Here is a 15,555-nt window from a genome sequence, read left to right on the forward strand (position 1 = left end):
ATTTTAGGAAGAATTAGCGAAAACCGACTATTGCCCAACAAGTTGTAACTCTATCACGTAATCCATATCTGCGGGAACTTCCGGTAATTGCAATACCACTCCCTGTCCGGTACGGGCAATTCGTACCGGGGATTGATCTTTAAACAGAAAGCCCCTCTTCACCATTTTTCCATCCAATGGAAGATAAAGTGCATTATCCTTCAAGTTCAGGATGTGAACAAAAAGTCGGTTTCCCTTTTGTGTTGTCACTCCCCAATCATGTGGAGGAATAATACCGCCACGAGTGCCATAAATCGTTTCGCCATACACTTTCATCCACTCTCCCACTTCTTTCAGCCTCCGAACTGCCACTTCCGGCAGACATCCGTCCGGTTGAGGGCCGATATTCATCAGTAGATTTGCATCCTTTCCGGCAGCCTTCACCAGATAATGTATCAATGTTTTCGTTGACTTATAATCTTGATCGGTAATCTTATATCCCCACATCCCGTTCATGGTTTCACAAGTTTCCAGAGGCAGGTGACTGACATCTTGCCCAGATAGTCCGGCACTGTTTTCCCCCGGCAGATCACGCTCGAAGATTTGTATATCTTCCCCTGGAAAAGGTACCTGATGATGGTTGTTCCCTACCAGACAAGCAGGTTGCAGGCGATGTATTAGTGCATATTGTTCCGGTAGCTGCCAATCAAAATCCGGATTAGCATCCTGGTCCCACCAGCCATCGAACCAGATAGCACCTATCGGACCGTAGTTCGTCAACAACTCCGTCAACTGGTTATTCATAAAAGTATAATAGCTTTTCCAATCTCCCTTCGGATTAGGTCTTCCGGTTCCACGCCCTGTACGTCCCCAAGGTGCATCTTCACGATACCAGTCGATATGGGAGTAATAGAAATGAAGCCGAATACCTTGTTTATGACATTCGTCTGCCAATTCTTTTACTACATCGCGCTTGAAAGGGGTTGCATCTACAATATTATAATCAGAATACTTGGTATGAAACATAGAGAACCCTTCATGGTGACGACTCGTAAAGCAGATATATTTGGCTCCCGCTGCCTTAATGGCACTTACCCATTCAGCCGCACTAAACTTGGAAGGATAGAAACCTCCGGCAAGTTTGGCATATTCTTTATAGTTCAAATCTTTATTGGTCATCGTCCACTCACCGGTAGCCAACATACAGTATAGTCCCCAGTGCAGAAATATTCCAAACTTATTGTCTTGAAACTCCTGACGGGCTTTCAGATTCTCGGCAGACGGTTGATAAGTCTGCGCTTTTGCAGGCAAAAAGGATGCTGCAAACAAAAGGGATAAAAGAAGGTGTGTTTTCATCATAAGTATGCGGATGGGTTAATAAAAAATGAGATTACATCAGCATGTATACTGATGTAATCTCATTATAATATAATTAGGCTTACTCTTCTGTATAACGTTCAATCGTCTGTCCACGATCAGGACCTACGGAAACAATCTTGATGGGCACACCAAGTTGTTCTTCCAGAAACGTCAGGTAAGCATTGAATTCTTCTGGGAATTCATCTTCGCTCTGCATTCTCGTCATGTCAGTTTCCCAACCGGGCAACTCAACATAAACCGGCTCAAGACCTTCGCTGATGTCATACGGGAAATAATCGATTTCTTCACCGTTTACTTTATAAGCTACACAGGCTTTGATTGTTTCAAATGAATCGAGTACATCGCTCTTCATCATGATCAATTTGGTAACACCGTCTACCATAATGGCATACTTCAACGCCACCAAGTCAATCCAACCGCAACGACGCTTACGACCTGTTACCGAACCGAACTCATGTCCCAGTGTACAAATCTGATCGCCTGTCTTATCAAACAGTTCCGTCGGGAACGGACCTGCACCTACACGTGTACAGTATGCTTTGAAGATACCATAGACTTCACCAATCTTATTAGGAGCCACACCCAAACCGGTACATGCACCTGCACAAATAGTATTGGAAGAAGTAACGAACGGATATGAACCGAAGTCGATATCCAACATCGTACCTTGAGCACCTTCACAAAGTACTGACTTATTATCGTTCAGCAGGTTATTGATCTCATGTTCGCTATCTACCAACGGGAATTGCTTCAGGTACTCAATACCTTCCATCCAGGCCTTTTCAATTTCTGCCAGGTCATATTCATAGTTCAAACCTTTCAGAATTTGCTCATGACGAGCTTTGGCTTCAGCATATTTCTGTTCGAAGTTATGCAGGATATCACCTACACGCACACCGTTACGACTAATCTTATCGGTATAAGTAGGGCCGATACCTTTACCCGTCGTGCCTACTTTAGCATCACCTTTCGCAGCTTCGTAAGCAGCGTCCAATATGCGGTGGGTCGGCAAGATAAGATGCGCCTTCTTAGAGATATGCAAGCGCGCTTTCAGGTTATGACCGGATGCTTCCAATGCTTCAGCCTCTGCTTTGAAAAGAGCCGGATCAAGCACTACGCCATTACCAATGATATTCACCTTGTCACCTTGGAAAATTCCCGAGGGAATAGAACGGAGCACATACTTCTGCCCTTCGAACTCGAGTGTATGTCCGGCATTCGGTCCGCCTTGGAAGCGAGCCACGACATCGTATCTCGGAGTTAATACGTCAACGACTTTGCCTTTGCCTTCGTCGCCCCATTGTAATCCTAATAGAACATCTACTTTCATTTTTCTTTCTTATGGTTATTACTTTTCTTCTTACGTTTGTTAGCGCGATCGCACTTACTGCACAATCCATACAGATAAAGTGAATAATGCGACAGACTGAACCGACTCAATTTAGTATTCCCAATCGCCTGCTGTAACTCTTCGTTCTGAAACTCAGTCACCTTGCCACACTGCGTGCAGATTTGATGGTGATGCGTATCACGATTATAGCTCTTTTCGTATTGGGAGGAATTTCCGAACTGATGTTTAATAACCAGTCGTGCATTGATGAGAAGGATAATAGTATTGTAAAGAGTCGCACGGCTCACACGGAAATTCTCCTGATCAGCCATCAGCGAATAAAGCGTATCGATGTCAAAATGACCATCAATGGAATAGATAGTATCGAGTATGGCATAGCGTTCGGGAGTCTTGCGATGCCCGTTCGCGTTGAGATATTCAGTGAATATCTGCTTTACCGTATCTTTCACATTCTGACTTTCCATTTTGGCGGCGCAGTTTTTTTACAGCCAACAAAGTTAAGCCTTTTTTGCGGAAAGCAAATGAGAAAGGGGAAAAAAAACAAAAAAAGAGTGATAGAGTAATCACCCTATCACTTTATTCTATTTCTTCTCTTACAAGATTATATAGCAACTGTTCGGCTTCTGATTCGGAATGTTCCATCTCTTCCACCCGACGGCACACTTGGAAAGCATGTTCTTCACTATGCTGCATGAAGCGGCGAATGGCCGCCATAGCTGCATTGCGCACGTGGTAGGAACCGGAAATGAAAGCGCAAACTGCCTGGTCGAGAAATTCGTTCGCAGTACGTTCATTCATATCCCCCTTCTTCATCAGCAAGCGGGCAATGGTGAGAAAACCGCACGTCTGTACATACTCCCGCTCATCGGCAATCCATTGAAAAGACTTCGCAGGAGCATAAGGAAGATGCTGGAACAGATTCATAGAAGTAAGTTCCGCTATTTCAATATTCTGAATATTTTCCACCCAGATATCAGCAATCTCCGGAAAGAAGCTGTCTACCGGCTGCAACAACCCTGCCAGAATCTTACATTCACGGATATCCTCTTTCCACAAAGCTTGCGCCAATGAGTGATCTTTTTCATACCCTTCGGCAATTGCCTTGATACGGGGAAGTTCTACACCGAAATTCAATTTATAGACCAGCCCCTTTTCACGCATACTTTGAGACACAGCCCCGTTCATAGAGAGGCGGAGCTGTGTCTTTATTTCTTTCAGTTGTTCATGTAGATCCACAAAACAATGATTTATAGTTAATTATTAATAGAAGGCAGATTAGAATAATCCTTACTGTAACGCAACATTTGTTCCGCATAACCTTCGTCATAAGTCACCTTTACGTCGGTTATCTTACCGGCTGCATCTACCACTGCTTCATATTTCGGATTTACAAATCCCTTGTACGGAGCCAGATTCAGTTTCTTATAACGTTCCAGAACTTCGGCATGCAAAGCCGGATCTACCTTCACTGCATAGCTTTCTACCAAATCATGCGCACTTTGATAGTCGCCTGTTGATTTGATACGTTGGATCTCGGACAGTAATTCACCGAAGAGTTCACGCAGTTTTTCGTAATCGTTCACCACCACATAAGTCTTACCATCTTTCTTCACCAGTTCTACTACTTTATCCGCCGCACCTTTCTCAAACACCCAGCGGGCAATGAGCTGACGATTACGCATGTGGGCTTCTTCCACATTATTACCCGGTTCAATGCGAACCAGCTGTGTCATCAGGCCGTTCATCAGATAAGTATAATATTCTGCTTTGTAAGCATCTGCATTGGGTGTCAGTCCCAATTCTACCAACTTAGGATCAGCTACATAATACAGACCGAATAAGTCCGCGCGCGCTTCCTCGATCGTAGAGCCATAGGCTTTCAAAGCATCCGGATCAACTCCCGGAAGCAACTTTCCGGAACCATGTCCCAGACATTCATGCAAGTCCGTATGGAGTTCGCCTGTCAGATCGGCATATTTATCTATCAACTGCAATTCAGCATCGCTATATACAAATTCTTCATTGAATCCGTTGCCATGGGCCGCCTTATTATATGCATCCGTAATATTACCGATAGTCACAGATTTAGAACCATGATGGCTACGTATCCAGTTGGAATTAGGCAAATTGATACCAATAGCCGTTGCCGGATAAAGGTCACCGGCCAGAATAGCAGCAGTAATCACCTTGGCAGAAACACCTTTCACTTCATCTTTCTTGAATTGCTTATCTACCGGAGAGTGATCTTCAAACCATTGCGCATTGCCACTGATAATCTCAGTACGATGCGTAGCTTCCATATCCTTAAAGTTTACCAATGATTCCCAGCTTGCCTTCATACCCAACGGATCACCATAGCTTTCAGTAAATCCATTCACAAAGTCCACAAGGGAATTCAAATCTTTCACCCAAAGGATAGCATATTCATCAAAAGTCTTCAGATCACCGGTCTCATAAAACTTTATCAATTCGGCAATCACAGCCTTCTGTTCCGGATTTTCAGCTACGTCTTCCGCTTTCTTCAGCCAGTATACAATCTTATCGATAGCCTGTCCATACAGACCACCCACTTTCCAAATCTTTTCCTGAATCTTGCCGTTCTCTTTCACCAGACGACTGTTCAGACCGTAAGAAACAGGCGTTTCATCTTTCGGATCTTTCATTGCATTATAGAAGTCTTCAGCTTCTTTCTGCGTCACACCGTCATAATAGTTGCAAGCAGAAGTCAGCACTAAGTCCTCTCCTGCTGCCTGGTTCACGCGTTTCGGCATCACAGCCGGATCAAAAATAACCGGAAATAACTCATCGCATAATTGCTCCGCGGTTTGTCCTTCAGCCAGCGGCAATGTAGAAGTATCTACGCTCAGCACAGCCTCTTTAAAAAATTCGGGAGCAAAACCCGGAACGAACTTCTCAGAACCATAATGGTGATGAATGCCATTAGAGAACCACACACGTTTAAGGTACACTTCCATCGCCTTAAAATCAGGCGTATTTTTGTCACCTTTATATCTTGTATAAACAGCTTCCAACGTTCTCCGAATGCGCAGGTTATATTTTCCATTCTGATCGAAGAGAATGTCACGGCCCTGCAAAGCAGCTTCCGTAAGGTAATACACCAGCTCTTTCTGTTGGAGCGACAAGTTCTCGAAACCGGGAACCCGGTAACGTAATATCTGTAAGTCTGCAAATTGTTCCACTGTATAATCAAATTTATCTGCCTCGGCAGTTGTTGTCTTTGAGCCGCTACAAGCTGTCAGCAATGCAAAAGCGGCACATGCCATTAGTTGTTTCTTCATGTGTCGGGAGATATGTGAGTTGGTATTTAGAAAAGACGAAAAGGAAGTATTCCGAAACAAACGCTCCGGAATATTCCCTTTTTATACATTGTTCTAAGCAGAATTACTGCTTTTTATCTGCGTGTTTTTTACGATATCCGTTAGGAGTTTCACCTACATTTTTGTAAAATGCAGCGTAAAAAGACTGACGGTTGGCAAAACCTACCATCGTGCTGATTTCTTCTACATTCTTGTCGGCATATCTCTTGTCCGTCAATAAATGCTTAGCATCTTTTACTCTGTACTCATTCAATAGGCATGAATAGTTCATACCAAAACGAGAATTTACTACAGCGGACAGATAGCGAGTGTTGGTTTTCAACTCTTTCGCCAAGTCTTTAGCCGAGTAGTCGGGATCTTTGTACTTCTTCTGCACAACTACGATATTCAATATCTTGTCATACAACTCATCTGCCAATTCCGGACGAATCAACGAGCGGTAAGCAGCATTCTTCTCTTTTTTCTCTCTCAGGTTATAGGGGCGCTTCTTAGTAGCCGCTTCCTGATTCTTGTTTTCTAAATCACTCATTTGAATTAACTGGTTAGGGTTTGTTAAAAAATGAAAGCCCGAAGGATTTTCCTTTAGACTTTACAAAAGTCTGACATTTTTTTCTAATACGCAACTTTTCTCGTACATATTTTTGACCTATAAACAACGAAAAAGGTTGAAAAGTAGTATTTAAGCCGATTTAATAAGAAACTTTAACTTTTGCAAAAGAGGTTATGATATAAAATGAATACGTTTACCAGCTTGTTTTATATACAATAATTAATGTACCTTTGCAGAATAAAACTTTATCAACGAAAATGATACAGACGCTTAAACGATATTTTGGTTATGATAGTTTCCGTCCCTTACAGGAAGAGATTATCCGCACATTACTGGCCGGAAAAGATTCCTTGGTATTGATGCCTACCGGAGGTGGAAAGTCCATTTGTTACCAGCTTCCGGCCCTGTTGTGCGAAGGAACTGCCGTAGTAGTTTCCCCTTTAATTTCCCTGATGAAAGATCAGGTGGAATCACTTTGTGCCAACGGTGTAGCCGCAGGCGCACTGAACAGCAGTAACGATGAGACGGAAAATGCCGCCCTACGCCGTTCTTGCATGGAAGGAAAGCTGAAATTACTCTACATTTCGCCTGAGAAATTAATAGCAGAAGCCAACTATCTTTTAAGAGATATGCACATCTCATTATTTGCCATCGATGAAGCACATTGCATTTCACAATGGGGACATGATTTTCGTCCGGAATATGCACAAATGGGATTCATACACGAGATGTTTCCGAATATTCCAGTCATAGCTCTTACAGCTACGGCAGATAAAATTACACGTGAAGATATTGTACGGCAGTTACACCTCAACCAGCCGAAGGTTTTCATCTCTTCTTTCGACCGTCCCAACCTGAGCCTTACCGTAAAACGAGGATACCAACAGAAAGAAAAAAGTAAAGCCATACTGGATTTCATTGGTCGCCATCGCGGTGAAAGCGGCATCATCTATTGCATGAGTCGCAACAAAACAGAGACAGTGGCACAGATGCTGCAAAAACAAGGGTTACATGTGGCAGTTTATCATGCCGGATTATCTTCCGCACGGAGGGATGAAGCACAGGATGACTTCATCAACGACCGTGTACAAATAGTTTGTGCCACGATTGCTTTCGGTATGGGGATTGACAAAAGCAATGTGCGTTGGATCATCCATTACAATCTGCCTAAAAGTATAGAGAGTTTTTACCAGGAGATTGGGCGTGCCGGACGAGATGGGTTGCCAAGTGATACTCTCTTATTTTATTCTCTGGCCGACCTCATTCTATTAACCAAGTTTGCGACGGAAAGCGGTCAACAAGGTATCAACCTGGAGAAATTACAACGTATGCAACAATATGCTGAAGCTGATGTTTGCCGGCGTCGCATCCTGTTGAGTTATTTCGGAGAAGCCACTACAGAGGATTGCGGGAACTGTGATGTCTGCAAAAATCCACCCCAACGTTTTGACGGCACTGTGATTGTACAAAAAGCTCTAAGTGCTATCGTCCGTACGGAACAGCAGATCGGCACGAGTATTCTTGTAGATATCTTACGCGGAAATAATACTCCGGATGTATCGGAGAAAGGCTACCAGCAACTGAAAACTTTCGGTGCCGGACGTGAAGTTCCCGCCCGTGACTGGCAGGACTACTTGTTGCAAATGCTACAACTGGGTTATTTTGAAATAGCATATAACGAGAACAATCATCTGAAAATAACAAGCAGCGGTAATGATGTTCTCTTCGGGCGGGCGCAAGCACGCTTAGCAGTAATCCGACGTGAAGAGTTCGCACCCGCCAAAGGACGAAAGAAAAAATCAACCATTCCGGTCAGAGAGCTACCATTGGGATTACCGAACACGGAAAGTGAAGAACTTTTCAAAGCCCTGCGTGCGTTACGGAAAAGGCTCGCAGATCAAGAAGCACTACCGGCTTATATTGTACTGTCCGACAAGGTATTGCATTTACTCAGCACCGCCCGCCCTACTACAATGGAAGCATTCGGCAATATCAGCGGAATCGGTGAATATAAAAAGAAGAAATACGGGAAGGATTTTGTCGAGTTAATTAAGAAATACGTTTAATAACCCATTAGCGGGATTTCTTATGGCATAAATAATAATTCATTTTTCATCCGCAGATAACACGCATTACACGTTTTTTTATTTATCAAGATCATAGTACCGCCTTTTAAAGCTGCGTCATCTGTATTATCTGCGGATGAAAAATAATATACTAAAGATGTTAAACCACTTATCACTTGCATTGCTGTAGCAATCCCCTGAGATCCGCCTGCGGCACTCCAAGAGACATTGCTTTCTCAAAATCCTGCTTTGCCAATTTTTTCTTCTTCTGGGACAGGTAGATCTGTCCGCGCATCAGATAGGCTTCCGTCTGCGAAGGATTCAGTTTTAGAGCTTCTTCCAGATCAATCATTGCCAGATCGACATGCTGCATGTCCTGTTCTATCCCCGCACGTGCTACGTATAAGGCTGCATCCTGCGGATCTTCTACCAACATCTTATTCAATATCTCCAAGGCCTTCTGTAAGTTTCCATCTTTTTGCTCCAGAGTGGCGAGTCCTAAACGGGCATTATAATTCTGAGGATCGAGCTTCAGTAATCGCTCATAATCTGCCCGGGCAAACTTGAGATCGCGCTGAGTCACATAAATATAGGCACGCATCAGGAGTGCTTCCCGGTTATCCTTTTCCAGATCCAGCACTAAAGAATAGTCTACACGTGCCTGCTCATTCCGTCCCATTTCAAGATTCAGTGCGGCACGATTCAAGAGAATGGGAACAGCCCGTGGAGCAATGTTCAAGGCATACGTGTAGGATTCTAAAGCCTGATCATAATCCCGTTGCCGACGTTGTATAGTACCGAGATTAGAAAACAATAAGGCATTATGCGGATTAGCAGGTTCCAGTTTCAAAGCCTGGCGGATATAATTTTCCGCCTGTGCCAGACTATCCTGTTCCGTACAAGCAATGGCACGGTCCGAAAGTTCCTGGTAAGTTTGGGCACACACAGGAGATATACCTATTATATATATAAGGAAAGAAAGAATAGCCTTCTTCATATTTCTATATTATTTAAAGATTATGTCAAAGTAGGGAACCGTTAGTTTCATTGCTTGAAACCAAGAGTTTCATTAGACGAAACTAACGGTTCCCTAATACGCAACGAAACGTTTAATAAGGCTAACTAATCCAGCGGATAAGTCTCGAATGCAAACAGCTCTGTCGACAGATAACGCTCTCCCGTATCAGGCAGAAGAACTACAATCTTCTTATCCGCAAAATCCGGACGTTGTGCCAGCAAGCGCGCTGCATATACAGCCGCACCGGAAGATATGCCCGCCAGTAATCCTTCGGTAGACGCCAACTCGCGTCCGCCACGAATTGCTTCATCATCGGGCACAGGAAGCACTTCATCTACAACAGAGGCATCATAAATAGCAGGAACAAAATTGGCTCCGATTCCCTGAATACGATGCGACCCTGCCACTCCGCCTTCCAGAACAGGAGAAGATTCCGGTTCTACAGCAACAATATACACATCCGGATTATGTTTTTTCAAGGCACGTGCCACTCCGCAGATGGTTCCGCCTGTTCCCACTCCGGCAACAAAGACATCCACTTTTCCGTCTGTATCCGTCCAGATTTCTTCACCTGTAGTAAGCGTATGAATCTGTGCGTTAGAAGGATTTTCAAATTGTTGAAGGATGATTGAACCGGGAATAGACGCCCTCAACTCCTGCGCCTTTGCAATGGAGCCTGCCATACCGGTCAATCCATCTGTCAGTACAATTTCAGCACCCAGCGCTTTCAGCAGATTACGACGCTCTATACTCATGGTTTCGGGCATCGTGAGCATCAGGTGATATCCTTTGATTGTAGCAACCATCGCCAGTCCCACACCGGTATTTCCACTGGTAGGCTCTATAATCGTCGCACCGGGCTTCAGTGCTCCGCGCGCTTCTGCATCTTCAATCATGGCAAGCGCCACACGATCCTTTACACTCCCAGCCGGATTGAATGCTTCCAACTTTGCGATAATATTCTGTTTCAGTCCATATTTACGACTGTATTCCACTAATTCCATAAGCGGAGTACGACCGATAAGTTCCGTCAGGTTCTTTGCTATTTTTGCCATAACAATCTAATTATTAAATATCCTCACTTGCAGGTATCTTCGTACAAAGATAATGCAAACCGAAAGCAGAATAAAATGAACTCATTCATTTTTTATGCAGAGGCGCAGCTTATCTTCGTTTCTAAGCAAAGATAGATAAAAAACTATTTCACCGTTCAAGTGTTACATTTCTATCACGTAAATTTGCATAATAAAATTTATATAACTCTTATACCTTACTAAATATATGTCACACGAACATTCACATCAGCATAGCCATACCATCAACGCAAAGTCGCTAAACAAGGCATTTATTATAGGCATTGTTCTCAATTTAGCCTTTGTCGTCATAGAGTTCGCAGCCGGTTTCTGGTTCAACTCCCTCGCGCTGCTTTCCGATGCAGGACACAATCTAAGCGATGTAGTTAGTCTCGTGCTGGCATTGCTGGCTTTCCGCCTGGCCAAAATCAAAGCCAATGAACACTATACGTATGGTTATAAAAAAAGTACGATCCTGGTATCCCTGCTCAATGCAGTCATTTTGCTGGTAGCCGTAGGCGCCATTGTCATCGAAAGTATTCATAAGCTAAGTAATCCGGCAGTTGTTCCCGGTGGAGCCATTGCTTGGGTAGCGGGTGTGGGTGTACTGATCAATGCATTCACGGCTTTCCTCTTTATGAAAGATAAGGAAAAAGACCTGAACGTAAAAGGAGCTTATCTGCATATGGCGGCAGATGCTTTGGTATCAGTGGGAGTATTAGTGGCAGGTATCGTTATCAGCCGGACCGGCTGGTATATTATCGACCCGATTATCGGTCTGATTGTGGCTGTTGTCATTCTCATCTCTACGTGGGATTTACTGCATGACAGTCTTCGGCTGACGCTGGATGGCGTACCCGCAAGTATAGATAGTCAGAAAGTAGTAGAAGCCATCCGTGTCCTTCCCGGCGTTGACGACGTTCACCATATACATATATGGGCCATCAGCACCACAGAGAATGCACTGACAGCCCATATTGTTTTAAAGCAACCGGAAGGTATGCAAGAGGTGAAACACCTCATCCGTCACCGGCTTGAAGATTTCGGCATCGGCCATGCCACCCTGGAGTTTGAAGTTCCGGGTGAACATTATGAAGCCGTATTTGCCGAAGATTAGCTACGTTTGATATAATCTACCACCCATGCTCCTACTTCTTTGGTACCATACTTCGCACCACCTTCTACCTGAATTTCCGGTGTACGGACGTTAGCATCCAGAGAAGCGTCTACGGCTTTGCGAATCAACGCGCCTTCTTCCAGCAAATTGAAATATTCGAATAACATGGCAGCCGAAAGGATTTGCGCCAACGGATTAGCGATGTTCAAACCTTTAGCCTGTGGCCATGAACCGTGGATCGGTTCGAATACAGGAGTGCTTTCGCCTGTAGAAGCCGAAGGAAGCAATCCCATAGAGCCGCTGATTACGGAACCTTCATCCGTAAGGATATCACCAAATGTATTTTCGGTAACCATTACATCAAAGAATTTAGGCTCCTGAATCATCTTCATGGCTGCATTGTCCACGAACATATAGTCCGTAGTCACTTCAGGATATTGCGGTGCCATCTCCTGGGCAATCTGTCTCCACAGGCGTGAAGATGCGAGCACATTGGCTTTATCTACCACCGTGAGGTGCTTATTGCGTTTCATGGCATACTCAAAACCAACTTTCAGAATACGTTCAATCTCCGGACGAGTGTACATATTGGTATCATACGCTTTGTCGTTGTCCTGATACTTCTCACCGAAATACATACCGCCGGTCAGTTCGCGGATACAAAGAAAATCTGCGCCATCCACCAGTTCTGCACGAAGCGGTGATTTATGGAGCAGACATTTGAAAGTTTGTACCGGACGGATATTGGCAAACAATCCCAGTTTCTTACGCATAGCCAGCAGACCCTGTTCGGGACGTACTTTGGCAGTAGGATCATTGTCAAATTTCGGATCGCCTACAGCCGAGAACAAAACAGCATCCGCGTTTTTACAAACTTCATAAGTAGCTTCGGGGAACGGATCGCCCACTTTGTCGATAGCATCTGCACCGCAGATGGCATATTCGTAGTTTACTTTATGTCCGAACTTCTCACATACGGCGGTCATTACGTCCACACCTACGGTGGAAATCTCCGGGCCAATGCCGTCACCGGCTAATACTGCAATTTTAAAATCCATTGTTTTCTTTATTTTTTAGGTATTCTTCTATTTTCTTCTGATTCACAAGATTTTTGCGACGATAACGGTCGCCCCACACAAAACCCGCTGTTAGTATAAGGGTATTGATAGCAGAGATGAAATATTCGTCCGCACTCAACTCCCTATCCTTCCAACGCAGAAAGAGATTGAAAGCAAAGAGCAAGACTGCATACAGCGCATAACATACCTTCGGATGATTTTCAAAGAATGATTTCTTTTTCTCAGCGGGGTTCATCATTCTGATTTTTTAAGTTCATAGTCATCTTCAATAATATTCAGCATCTTCATTGTCGCCTTAATCGCTGCCTCCGTCTGGTCGGCATCCAGTCCGCGTGTACGGAACACTGTGCCGTCATAGCTCCAGGTAATCACGGTCTGCACAAAAGCATCGGTACGCCCACCGGGAGGGATGGTTACGGCATAGTTCGTCAGCATGGGGAATTTGCGTCCCAACGTCACCTTATAAATCTTACGCAGAGCACGTACAAAAGCATCATACTGACCGTCACCGCTGGAACTTTCTTCAAATTCCTGTCCGTTGATTTCAATCTTCAGCGTAGCCATCGGCTTCAGACCGTAAGCAAGGTTCACGATGTATGTCTTCAGTTTCACTTTCTCATTCATCACTCCGTGCTTCAGTACATCCGAAACGATATAAGGCAAATCTTCCTGGGTAACCAGCTCTTTCTTGTCACCCAACTCGATAATCCGTTCCGTCACCTTACGCATGGAATCCTCATCCAGCGTCAGTCCCAGGTCTTCCAGATTCTTACGGATGTTCGCCTTACCACTGTTCTTGCCCAGTGCATATTCACGCTTGCGCCCGAAACGCTCGGGTAACAGGTCGTTGCAATAAAGGTTACTCTTATTGTCTCCATCGGCATGTACTCCCGCTACCTGCGTGAACACATTTTCACCTACAATCGGTTTATTGGCGGGTATGGCGATGCCCGAATAAGACTCAACCACCCGGCTGACTTCATTCAGACGCCCTTCGTCAATGTTAGTGATAGCATTGAAATGATCTTTCAGAATAGCCTGCACACTGGACAACGGCGCATTACCGGCACGTTCGCCCAGACCGTTGATCGTGGTATGAAGTCCCTTCGCGCCACTCAGCACGGCGGCCAGCACATTGCTCACTGCCAGGTCGTAGTCATTATGCGGATGGAAATCGAAGTGAGCATACGGATAGCGCTTCACCATCTTCCGCATATATTCGATGACCTGCAACGGATTCAGTACACCCAGTGTATCAGGCAACATATACCGTTTGATATTCGTGTGCATCAGTGCATCCACCATCTGGAAGACATACTCCGGAGAATCTTTCATCCCGTTACTCCAGTCTTCCAGGTAAATATTCACTTCCATATCCTGCTCATTGGCATAATTCACTACGCCAATAATATTCTCGATATGTTCTTCAGGGGTCTTTCTCAACTGACATGTGCAATGCTTCAGCGAACCTTTGCACAGAAGATTAATGACGCGGCAGCCGGTAGCGTGTATCCAGTCTACCGACGTATGCCCGTCTACGAAACCCAACACCTCCACCCGGGGCAACAGATTACGCCGCGCCGCCCAGTCACATATCATCTTGACCGCGTCGAACTCACCGTCCGAAACCCGTGCCGAAGCCACTTCCACCCTGTCTACTTTCAGTTCTTCCAATAGCAGACGGGCTATCATCAGCTTTTCATGGGGGACGAACGACACACCGCTGGTTTGCTCACCGTCGCGGAGCGTGGTGTCCATGATTTCTATTTGGGGCTGTTTATACTTCATTTTCTATTTTCCCAAGCTTCTATTTTATCTTTATTCTCTACCAGGAAATCGATGTCATCCAGGCCATTCATCAGGCAATGTTTCTTGTAAGCATTGATTTCGAAAGTCTCACTTTTGCCTGTTGCCTTGTTGGTGATTGTCTGTTCCGGCAGGTTCACCACTACCTCCGTTTTCGGATCGGCGGCAATGGAATCAAACAATTCTTTCAGGAACGGTTCGCTCACCACTACAGGCAATACGAAATTATTCAGTTCATTATTCTTGTGGATATCTGCAAAGAAACTGCTGACTACCACGCGGAAACCATAATCTGCAATGGCCCATGCCGCATGCTCGCGGCTACTGCCCGAACCGAAGTTCTTCCCGGCCACAAGCACCTGTCCGCTATAGGTCGGATCGTTCAAAACGAAAGAGTCGATTTTGTTTCCTTGCTTGTCATACCGCCAGTCGCGGAACAGATTCTCTCCGAAGCCTTCTTTCGTCGTAGCTTTCAGAAAACGTGCAGGGATGATTTGGTCTGTATCCACATTCTCCAATGGGAGGGGGACACAAGTACTGGTGATGATATTGAATTTCTGTTTCATTGTCCTATTATTTTAATATCGTTTTATTATCTTCCAGCAACGGGAAAACCGGCTGAAAATGGATTTTACCCCCGCTACAGCACATCCTGGAGGGGGTGGTGATGACATGCGCTTCTCATGGGTGGTGACATGCGCTTCTCATGAGGGGTGAGATACGTATGTCATGAGAGGTGAGATACGTATGTCTCTGTGAGTCCGGATACGGATAAACTATTTTTACCTCCGGCAGAAA

General features: G+C 44.8%; 14 protein-coding genes. 2 read left to right on the plus strand and 12 right to left on the minus strand.

All coding sequences use genetic code 11. The features are described 5' to 3' along the window. Positions 1-27: 27 nt before the first annotated feature. The 6 genes from VYM24_RS24480 to VYM24_RS24505 form a co-directional block, all read right to left on the minus strand. Entirely contained in the window at positions 28-1,335 is a 1,308-nt protein-coding gene (locus tag VYM24_RS24480) for an alpha-L-fucosidase (RefSeq protein ID WP_425286669.1), read from the minus strand. A gap of 82 nt (positions 1,336-1,417) precedes the next feature. Beyond that, complete coding sequence (locus tag VYM24_RS24485) at positions 1,418-2,689, minus strand: adenylosuccinate synthase (protein ID WP_291550668.1); 1,272 nt, start codon at positions 2,687-2,689, stop codon at positions 1,418-1,420. Then, complete coding sequence (locus VYM24_RS24490) at positions 2,686-3,174, minus strand: Fur family transcriptional regulator (RefSeq protein ID WP_022393539.1); 489 nt, start codon at positions 3,172-3,174, stop codon at positions 2,686-2,688. The genes VYM24_RS24485 and VYM24_RS24490 overlap by 4 nt, the downstream gene beginning before the upstream one ends. A 112-nt stretch (positions 3,175-3,286) precedes the next feature. Further along, the gene (locus tag VYM24_RS24495; RefSeq protein ID WP_007217266.1) at positions 3,287-3,946 is read right to left on the minus strand and encodes a DNA alkylation repair protein; all 660 of its coding nucleotides are present in this window, start codon (positions 3,944-3,946) and stop codon (positions 3,287-3,289) included. A gap of 17 nt (positions 3,947-3,963) precedes the next feature. Beyond that, complete coding sequence (locus VYM24_RS24500) at positions 3,964-6,009, minus strand: dipeptidyl-peptidase 3 family protein (protein WP_330941107.1); 2,046 nt, start codon at positions 6,007-6,009, stop codon at positions 3,964-3,966. Between the two features lie 103 nt (positions 6,010-6,112). Beyond that, positions 6,113-6,577, minus strand: coding sequence for a helix-turn-helix domain-containing protein (locus VYM24_RS24505; RefSeq protein WP_007214984.1), 465 nt, complete (start codon positions 6,575-6,577; stop codon positions 6,113-6,115). 278 nt (positions 6,578-6,855) lie between these two features. Between VYM24_RS24505 and recQ the strand changes: the two genes are divergently transcribed. Next, the gene (recQ, locus tag VYM24_RS24510) at positions 6,856-8,664 is read left to right on the plus strand and encodes a DNA helicase RecQ (protein ID WP_330941108.1); all 1,809 of its coding nucleotides are present in this window, start codon (positions 6,856-6,858) and stop codon (positions 8,662-8,664) included. A gap of 172 nt (positions 8,665-8,836) precedes the next feature. Here the strand turns inward: recQ and VYM24_RS24515 are convergent, their stop codons facing one another. Then, a complete protein-coding gene (locus VYM24_RS24515) occupies positions 8,837-9,661 on the minus strand; it encodes a tetratricopeptide repeat protein (RefSeq protein ID WP_291550660.1) in 825 nt (274 codons plus the stop codon). 125 nt (positions 9,662-9,786) lie between these two features. Continuing rightward, positions 9,787-10,737: a cysteine synthase A gene (gene cysK, locus VYM24_RS24520; RefSeq protein ID WP_044263505.1), complete on the minus strand. Its 951-nt coding sequence runs from the start codon at positions 10,735-10,737 to the stop codon at positions 9,787-9,789. 226 nt (positions 10,738-10,963) lie between these two features. On the opposite strand from cysK, the gene VYM24_RS24525 reads away from it, so the two are divergent. Next, the gene (locus VYM24_RS24525) at positions 10,964-11,872 is read left to right on the plus strand and encodes a cation diffusion facilitator family transporter (protein ID WP_299096606.1); all 909 of its coding nucleotides are present in this window, start codon (positions 10,964-10,966) and stop codon (positions 11,870-11,872) included. Here VYM24_RS24525 and leuB read toward each other — a convergent pair. The 4 genes from leuB to leuD are packed head-to-tail and all read right to left on the minus strand — an operon-like array spanning position 11,869 to position 15,323. Continuing rightward, a complete protein-coding gene (gene leuB, locus VYM24_RS24530; RefSeq protein ID WP_007214989.1) occupies positions 11,869-12,930 on the minus strand; it encodes a 3-isopropylmalate dehydrogenase in 1,062 nt (353 codons plus the stop codon). The genes VYM24_RS24525 and leuB overlap by 4 nt on opposite strands. Then, positions 12,920-13,189, minus strand: a complete 270-nt coding sequence (locus tag VYM24_RS24535; RefSeq protein ID WP_259320477.1) for a hypothetical protein — start codon at positions 13,187-13,189, stop codon at positions 12,920-12,922. Before VYM24_RS24535 ends, leuB begins: the two co-directional genes overlap by 11 nt. Next, positions 13,186-14,739 (minus strand): alpha-isopropylmalate synthase regulatory domain-containing protein, encoded by a 1,554-nt coding sequence (locus VYM24_RS24540; RefSeq protein WP_299096612.1) that lies wholly within the window; start codon positions 14,737-14,739, stop codon positions 13,186-13,188. Before VYM24_RS24540 ends, VYM24_RS24535 begins: the two co-directional genes overlap by 4 nt. Beyond that, positions 14,736-15,323 (minus strand): 3-isopropylmalate dehydratase small subunit, encoded by a 588-nt coding sequence (gene leuD, locus VYM24_RS24545; RefSeq protein WP_044263507.1) that lies wholly within the window; start codon positions 15,321-15,323, stop codon positions 14,736-14,738. Before leuD ends, VYM24_RS24540 begins: the two co-directional genes overlap by 4 nt. Between the last annotated feature and the right edge of the window lie 232 nt (positions 15,324-15,555).

This window comes from Bacteroides sp. MSB163 (assembly GCF_036416795.1).
Taxonomy (GTDB): Bacteria; Bacteroidota; Bacteroidia; order Bacteroidales; family Bacteroidaceae; genus Bacteroides; species Bacteroides maternus.

Excerpts from the sequence above, each read along its gene's own strand:
- VYM24_RS24515 (WP_291550660.1), bottom strand. The coding sequence starts at position 9,661 with ATGAAGAAGGCTATTCTTTCTTTCCTTATATATATAATAGGTATATCT.
- VYM24_RS24540 (WP_299096612.1), bottom strand. The coding sequence starts at position 14,739 with ATGAAGTATAAACAGCCCCAAATAGAAATCATGGACACCACGCTCCGC.
- leuD (WP_044263507.1), bottom strand. The coding sequence starts at position 15,323 with ATGAAACAGAAATTCAATATCATCACCAGTACTTGTGTCCCCCTCCCA.
- recQ (WP_330941108.1), top strand. The coding sequence starts at position 6,856 with ATGATACAGACGCTTAAACGATATTTTGGTTATGATAGTTTCCGTCCC.
- cysK (WP_044263505.1), bottom strand. The coding sequence starts at position 10,737 with ATGGCAAAAATAGCAAAGAACCTGACGGAACTTATCGGTCGTACTCCG.
- leuB (WP_007214989.1), bottom strand. The coding sequence starts at position 12,930 with ATGGATTTTAAAATTGCAGTATTAGCCGGTGACGGCATTGGCCCGGAG.
- VYM24_RS24485 (WP_291550668.1), bottom strand. The coding sequence starts at position 2,689 with ATGAAAGTAGATGTTCTATTAGGATTACAATGGGGCGACGAAGGCAAA.
- VYM24_RS24535 (WP_259320477.1), bottom strand. The coding sequence starts at position 13,189 with ATGATGAACCCCGCTGAGAAAAAGAAATCATTCTTTGAAAATCATCCG.
- VYM24_RS24490 (WP_022393539.1), bottom strand. The coding sequence starts at position 3,174 with ATGGAAAGTCAGAATGTGAAAGATACGGTAAAGCAGATATTCACTGAA.
- VYM24_RS24500 (WP_330941107.1), bottom strand. The coding sequence starts at position 6,009 with ATGAAGAAACAACTAATGGCATGTGCCGCTTTTGCATTGCTGACAGCT.
- VYM24_RS24480 (WP_425286669.1), bottom strand. The coding sequence starts at position 1,335 with ATGAAAACACACCTTCTTTTATCCCTTTTGTTTGCAGCATCCTTTTTG.
- VYM24_RS24505 (WP_007214984.1), bottom strand. The coding sequence starts at position 6,577 with ATGAGTGATTTAGAAAACAAGAATCAGGAAGCGGCTACTAAGAAGCGC.
- VYM24_RS24525 (WP_299096606.1), top strand. The coding sequence starts at position 10,964 with ATGTCACACGAACATTCACATCAGCATAGCCATACCATCAACGCAAAG.